The sequence below is a fragment of the Martelella sp. genome (assembly GCF_984369615.1).
In genome coordinates, this window is record NZ_CFHTCS010000241.1 from 1 (window position 1) to 6778 (window position 6778).

A 6778-nucleotide genomic window follows, 5' to 3' on the forward strand; every position below is an offset into this window, starting at 1 on the left:
TCGACGCGCGCATCGCGCACAACACCGCGCGCAACGACGAGCAGACGCGTGCCGGGTGGGGGGTGCACCCGCGCGGCCGACAGCCAGGTCTGAACGGCGGCGTCAATCAGGTCCGGATTCTTGCGCCAGGTGCAAAGCGCGCCCAGTTCGCCGCCGACGGTGACCTTGACGCCGGTGCGACCGGACTGCTTGAGCGCCCGCAGAACACCCATTTCAGCCGCGGACTGGACGGCGATGGCATCAAGCTTGCCCGGATGGGTTGCCAGCCATTTCTGCACTTCTCCCTGGGCGATCTGGTCGGTCCACATGCCGGCGACCGAGCCGACGATCTTGATGCCCGGCGCGGTGGCAAGCCCCGCTTTCACGCCGCGATCCTGACTGTCGGAACCGGACGTGCCGGGGATGCCCTCGACGACCAGGACATTGCCCTCTCCGCCCAGTTCCTCTGCCAGACGCTTGCCGATCTCGAAGCCCGCAACCTGATAGTTGACCGAGGAATTCATTGCCGACGGGGCTGTCAGATAGCCCGTCATGGAGAACACCGGCACGCCCTTGTCATAGGCATATTGTACGGTCTGGTTGAGCGCGGTGGGATTGGAGCAGCACACGAAAATGGCGTCGACGCCCTGGTCGACAAGCTGGCGCATCTGCTGGATCTGCGTCGAGTCATTCAGGTTGGATTGCGTGATCACGACATCGCTGATCAGGCCGAGTTCCTTCCATTTCGGAATGATCTCGTTCTGGAGTTCGTCCATCGCCCCGGCACGCCACGTGTTGCCGGCATAAGACGACGCATAGCCGATTTTCCACGGCGGCGGGTTCTTCGCCTTGAAATCCTGCAGCGGGCTTGCGGCCACCGGCTGCGCCGGGTCCAGCATGTCGGGATTGTACAGGCGTTTGGCGACATCCGGATTGATAGAATCGACGCCGCCGGCATGTGCAAAAGCCGCACAGGACGCGGCCATGCCAACGGCGATTGCCAGGGTTCTCAAAAAAGTCATTGGTTCCTCCTCTTCGATAGCACAGACCACCTGTGCGGCAGTTCAACGGAAACAGACCGGCCCTTCCTTACTGGCCGCCGGCCGCGGCCTTGCAATCACTCCCGCCGGGCCTCAGCCCGGAAGTCTCTCAGTCATAGAAGTCGTGCGGCGCCTTCAAAAAGGTCTGCCAGTTGTCGGGGTCGTGTCCCGTAACCACCATCGCATTCGTGTCGCTCGCGATCCGGCGCAGTTTCGCCACGGAATTCGCGGCGTCGGCGGACGAATGGACAAGGCCGGGCAAGGCCTTGTTTTCCCAGTGGTCGAGCGTGTAGGCGGCATCGATCGTCAGCAACACCGGCCCGGTTTTCGGCAAGGTGATCAGAAAGGACTGATGCCCCGGCGCATGACCCGGCGTGAAGATCATGCGGACGGCGCCGTCGCCGAACAGATCGTAATTGTCGGTGTATTCCCCGCCGAGGAACTTCCAGTTGAGGCCGGGCCTGTCGAAGTCGGCGCGGATATAGGCGCCGCGGGCAAACCAGTGCGGGTTGAACGCATAGTCATATTCCACGCGCTGGCAGATGATCTGCGCGTTCGGAAAATGGCCGATTGCCCCGGTGTGGTCGAGATGGAGATGGGATTGCAGCACGTAGCGGACCGATCCGGGGTCGACGCCGACCGAGCGGCACTGATCGGCGCAGTTCTCCGAAACCTCCATGACCGGATCATAGGCGTCGACAACCGCCCCCCAATGCGCCCGCTTGTCGATCGCGGCCTCGATCGCATTGCCGCCGTCGATGACGATATTGCCTGCCGGATGCTTGATCAGAAACCACGGAACGGGAATGTCGAAATCGCTCTCCCCCTGGTTCATCTTGATGAATTTGAGCTTGGTCTTCAGAATTCCTGTCTGGAACATATGAAGCTCGATACCCGAGGAACTGCCGCCTCTGCGCCGCGAACGATCGGCCGCAGGCGCCCGGACGCCCGGACGCGGCGCAAGACTGCTGGCCGTTCCGCTTCCCGAAAGCGTTTCCGGCCGGGTTTCCCGACGCTGTCCCTTTTCGTCAAATTCAATGATCTTCATACGAATTTCCCCGACGCGATTTTCTGCTGGCTGCTGTGTCCCGGTGGTGCGCGCTTCATGTGCGTTCCTCGATGAGCCGCAGCGCTTCCTTCAAATACACGGCGAAAAGCGGATAGTTTTCCGACATCGGGAAATGCCCGATATCCTCCATCTCGATATAGATGCCGCCCGGTATCTGCCGCGCGGTGTTCTCCGTCGCATCAGGCGGTGTGAGATAGTCATAGGTGCCGGTCATCATGATCACCGGGCACTGACGGGTATCGATACCGCCAAGTTTGGTCCGCAGGTCATGGTCGACGGAGTAGAAATAGAGGTCGCCTTTGAAAACCTCGGACCCTTGCGTGTAGTAGTGCCAGGTGAGCCAGCGGTCCTTGTCCGGGCTTTGCGGCGCCATCAGGTCCCATACGCCGGAGGCGCAGACCTGGGCAGCGTTGGCATGCGGATGGCGCCACCAGTCGAGAAAGAAGCCGGGCGCATGCTCTGCGGCCTCAACCGGGATGACGGCGCGGAAACGGTCCGGGTGATGGAGCGCGAGCTGCAAGGCGATATTGCCGCCAAAGGAAGAGCCCATGAAGATCGGATTTTCCAGATCGAGCGCATCGCAGAACGCGGTAATGAAATTCATATAGTGCTCGGTCGTCAGCCGATATTCTTCCGTCCACCACTCCTTGTTGAGCGGCGGGTCGGACTTGCCGTGACGGGCAAGATCATAGGCAATCACATCGTAGTCGGCCGTGATTTCGCTATCTTCCAGAAGATCGCGCCATTGGTGGTTGTGGCAGCCGGCGGTATGCTGGCAGACAAGCGGCACGCCCTCGCCGTTGCGCAGGTAAAAGACCTTGTACTCGTAGCCGTCGACATCAATCGTGACATAACGTCCGATGACAGGCGAATGCTTGGCCATAAAGGGCTCCGTATGTTTCGAAAGCGCACCGGGCGCAACAACAGGGCGCGCGCCGGGCTCAGACCGGCACGCCGACTTTGCGAAGCAGTTCAAACTGAACGGTAAAATTGCGCAGGTTCTGCATGAGGACGAGAAGATTGCCCTCAAGCTTCAGGTCCCGCCGGAAGCTTGCCGACCAGATGCCGTGATACATCGGCTCCGGTATCGGCTTGGCAAATTCGCGCCACGTAGCAGGACCGGCGCGCAAGGCAAAGTCATAGGCATCCATCGGCGCGGGATCGATATTGATCTCGCTGACCTTGCCGTCGATCATGCGAATGATGACCTTCGCGGTGCCCATGTCCCAAAGGTAAGTACAGGTGAAATAGCGCGCCATCGCGCCGATCGTCCGATCGCCGTCAGACGCTTCCGCGAAGCGGATGGCCCAGTCTCTCTTGCTCATCACCATGCGCCCCCTCCCAAAAGCAACATAGCCTGCCCCGCGGGTCGTATCCCGACCCGATCACGATTATGAAATCAGTCCATAATCATGCCCACAGTTCGCTATAGTGAACTGTTTTCAGTAGACAGAACAATAATGATCTGTTCTGATGGTTGTCAAGAATGATTTGGAGCGAAACGGCATTTGATTGGCGATGGATCAAGAACAGACAAAACTGGTGCCCGCCGTGGAGCGGGCGACGCGCATACTCGATCTGGTGGCGAGAAACCGAAGCTATCCCAACCTGTCAGACCTCGCGCGCGAGCTTGGAATCGCGAAAAGCTCGGTTCATATGCTGTGCCGCACGCTTGTGGAACTGGGACTGCTGATCCGCCGCCCTGACCAGACCTACCAGCTCGGTCCCCATCTGATGCGCTGGTCGAACGCCTTTATGGAACAGTCCGACGTGGCCACCGAGTTCGCCTCGATCTGGGACAGGGAAACCGAGCTTCCGGGTGCAACAATTACGCTTACCGTTCTCGAAGGCAATGAGGTGGTCTACATCGCGGCGCGCAATTCGGACATCAGCCATTCGCTTGTCGATTTCCGCGCCGGCATGCGGCTTCCGGCAGCCTTTACCGCGACAGGAAAGGCCTTCCTGAGCCATATGAGCGATTTCGAAGTCAAGAGGATCTATGCGGACGGGCTGCCGCCGCCGCGTACGTCCTCCAGCGTCCAGACCGTTGAGCAGTTGCTCGCGGAACTGCGCGAGACGCGCGAAAGAGGCTACTCAGTCGACAACCAGCAAGTTGCCGAAGGCATTATCTGTTTTGGTGCGTCGGTTCTTGATTCACGCAACTTCCCGATCGCAGGGGTCGCCGTCAGTCTTCGGGCCGACGAACTCATCGACAGAGAACGCACCATCGCCAATGTAAGACGTATTGCAACGCGGCTATCCGCCCGCATGGGAGCCGATCTGGAACGGGCAGCGAGCCGGCGTACGAGGGTGGGCTAGCGCATCGGCCGGAAAATCGGAATTGAATTTCGGGAAACGCGATGCGTCGGTTCAATCGGTTGGAGCGGTCTTTGTGCGTCCGAATGGACAACCTCCTGAAAGCTCACATCTAGACGTGAGATCTCGACGGGTATTGCCGGTCAGGCCCCGGTCGGCGATGTCAGGTTGATCGGCCCGGGTGCGAGCCTGGAGCCTTTGAGCGACGCTAGCGCGGTTGCGCCTTTCATGGAGACGCGCAACCGCTCTATCTATTTGTTTGACGTATTTTCGCTTAACGTCAGATGTTTCCATCTGACTGCGAAATGCTCCAATCCTCACCATGAACAAGGGGCTTTGGACATATAATCACGAACGGCCCGACATGGGCATTTGCGGCATCCCACCCGCTCGGAAACTGAAAATGGCCGCGTGGTTTCTGCCACCGAACCCCGCTAAATTGAGGAGGCTTGCCATTCCCGTACGCGGAGCAGTCGGCTCATATGTTGTTGGCACGAGGTTTCGCCAACCCACTATGGGCCAAAGTAAAACAATTTTCGGTCATCAGGGAACAGAACCATAACGCCACCGAGAAATCCCTCGCCGACGATGACAATTCCTGTATCGTCAGTCATAGCTTGGGTGAATTTATTCCGAAAATTCAAATACTCTTTCTTGTCTCCCCTCTCAGGGAAGCACGATCTGCCAGAGAATATTTGATTTGATATATGCTCCCCAAGCCTTCTATCGCCCGCTATTTCAATGCTACTTGCAACATCAATGAGAGAAGCATCGGAAAAGTAAGCAAATTTCCCGTCCGGGAATACATAAGCGCCTATATTTTCCTCTTCTCTCTTTCTTCGAAGATATTTTAACGCGTTCTCTGACAATGTTATTAAGTGTCTATGGACTTCGTAATCGTCAGATATATCAATTTCAGCAGCGGTACACCTGAGAAATTCTCGGTGATAATATTCGATATTCTCAACCTTGATGCTCGCCGGAATATTTCTCCGAACTCGAAGTTCAAAAAAGTATTGATAGCTAAAATAAGCAAGGCAAGATATTAGTAAAGTAAAAATTAATTTAAATTTCACCTTATTGTCACCATTTATGTTATTTCCGAGATTTATATAGGATTAATTTCTGCTGATTCTTCACATGTGCCATCGATCAGTTCCCCCGCTTCGAATTGCCTGATGACGTCATCGGAAAAGCGCATCACTCGTTTTGGCACCGGGCGCCCATTCGGTAGCGTCTTGCGCGCTCCCGGACGGAGTATTGCGAGCTGCCCCCTCATACCGGTGAACAGATCCGGCCAGATCGACAACATTTCTTCCTGTTGCCGGCGCGAACGGAAGCGGTCGCGCTTTCCCGCGCAGTAGTCTTTCCAGCTTAGACCGGTCACATAACCTGAGCTTTTCTTCCCGAAACCCGTCGATCTGCGTAACCGGTATCGCCATTCGGCCAGGAAGTCTTGCCAGTTGAAGCCGGTCAGGTCCGTTGGCGCCCTGCTGTAATCCGTAGTGGCTCGGTAGTACGGCCCCTTCCCGACATACCGACCCCGAGCATCCTTGATCAGTTTCCCGTCCCGGTCGCGCGCATAGTGCGCGGAGCAATCGAAAACCGGCGTTCCGATAGCCGTGATTCTCAGAATGACGGTTCCCGTCCGCCGTCCTTCCTCCACGTCTTCGGGGAGCCTCTTGGGCGGCAACGGCCAGCACGCCTCTCCCAATTCATGGTCGATAAAGCCGATCTGAAATCCCTTGTAGCAGAACAGAAAGCTGCCATAGTCCTCTCGCCCGCCACCGCCATATGAGTGCATTGAAATTCCGGGATCCTCGGTGAGGACCGAGGTCTTCAGCCCGATCGTCGGCTCGCGTTTCACCAGCCAGTATTTCAGGCCACCCCGTGTCTCGAGCCAGGGCTCGCCTTCGGGAGGTGAAAGACGTTTTTCATAAGAGATTTCAATATCCTGCATGTCATTGAGGCACCGGGTTGCAAAGGTCAGCGCGATGAGCAGATGATCACACGATATTGACGCGTCATGCTCGGACGAATTGATTTTAAAGAAAGTTCCATAGGGCAACAGGAAGACGCTCAGCGCGGTGGATCACCTAAATCACTCTGTCTCAATGAATTGTCGCAACCATATATAGATGTCAATAGTTTTAACGCTATTTGGCGAAAAAGTCGAACCTTCGGTCAAGGTTCCCCAAAAATAACAGTAAGGTGTTGAAATAAAAGGCGATATCGTCCGACACGCAAACGCCGTTCTGTCCGATTTTCGGGATCAGCAAAATAAATTACTTACATCGCCTCGCGAGAAGTCGGTTTTTTGAATCCGACACCCGAATTTGGACTTCTATTTTTTCGGCCGCCGTCGCTTCCTCAA

The 6778-nt window shown here is 56.6% G+C and carries 7 protein-coding genes; 1 reads left to right on the plus strand and 6 read right to left on the minus strand.

Annotated features, from left to right (window positions below):
* From AC5DC2_RS16815 to AC5DC2_RS16830, 4 genes are all read right to left on the minus strand, one after another.
* Positions 1–1001: substrate-binding domain-containing protein (locus AC5DC2_RS16815; RefSeq protein WP_491699307.1), on the minus strand; the 1001-nt coding region annotated here is incomplete at its 3' end.
* 127 nt (positions 1002–1128) lie between these two features.
* Positions 1129–1899 (minus strand): AttM family quorum-quenching N-acyl homoserine lactonase, encoded by a 771-nt coding sequence (gene attM / locus AC5DC2_RS16820; protein WP_036237488.1) that lies wholly within the window; start codon positions 1897–1899, stop codon positions 1129–1131.
* Positions 1900–2122: 223 nt separating this feature from the next.
* The gene (locus AC5DC2_RS16825; RefSeq protein ID WP_024708759.1) at positions 2123–2971 is read right to left on the minus strand and encodes an alpha/beta fold hydrolase; all 849 of its coding nucleotides are present in this window, start codon (positions 2969–2971) and stop codon (positions 2123–2125) included.
* A 58-nt stretch (positions 2972–3029) separates the two neighbouring features.
* Complete coding sequence (locus AC5DC2_RS16830; RefSeq protein ID WP_024708758.1) at positions 3030–3419, minus strand: hypothetical protein; 390 nt, start codon at positions 3417–3419, stop codon at positions 3030–3032.
* Between the two features lie 187 nt (positions 3420–3606).
* Here AC5DC2_RS16830 and AC5DC2_RS16835 point away from each other — a divergent pair, with 187 nt between their 5' ends.
* Positions 3607–4407, plus strand: coding sequence for an IclR family transcriptional regulator (locus AC5DC2_RS16835; protein WP_491699309.1), 801 nt, complete (start codon positions 3607–3609; stop codon positions 4405–4407).
* 509 nt (positions 4408–4916) lie between these two features.
* Here the strand turns inward: AC5DC2_RS16835 and AC5DC2_RS16840 are convergent.
* Together AC5DC2_RS16840 and AC5DC2_RS16845 are read right to left on the minus strand one after the other, a co-directional pair.
* Positions 4917–5480, minus strand: a complete 564-nt coding sequence (locus AC5DC2_RS16840) for a hypothetical protein (protein ID WP_491699310.1) — start codon at positions 5478–5480, stop codon at positions 4917–4919.
* A 32-nt stretch (positions 5481–5512) separates the two neighbouring features.
* Entirely contained in the window at positions 5513–6472 is a 960-nt protein-coding gene (locus tag AC5DC2_RS16845; RefSeq protein ID WP_491699308.1) for a hypothetical protein, read from the minus strand.
* Positions 6473–6778 lie beyond the last annotated feature (306 nt).

What these genes read in the sequence shown, in the direction of transcription:
- AC5DC2_RS16830 (WP_024708758.1), bottom strand. Translation starts at nt 3,419, where the DNA reads ATGGTGATGAGCAAGAGAGACTGGGCCATCCGCTTCGCGGAAGCGTCT.
- AC5DC2_RS16825 (WP_024708759.1), bottom strand. Translation starts at nt 2,971, where the DNA reads ATGGCCAAGCATTCGCCTGTCATCGGACGTTATGTCACGATTGATGTC.
- AC5DC2_RS16835 (WP_491699309.1), top strand. Translation starts at nt 3,607, where the DNA reads ATGGATCAAGAACAGACAAAACTGGTGCCCGCCGTGGAGCGGGCGACG.
- attM (WP_036237488.1), bottom strand. Translation starts at nt 1,899, where the DNA reads ATGTTCCAGACAGGAATTCTGAAGACCAAGCTCAAATTCATCAAGATG.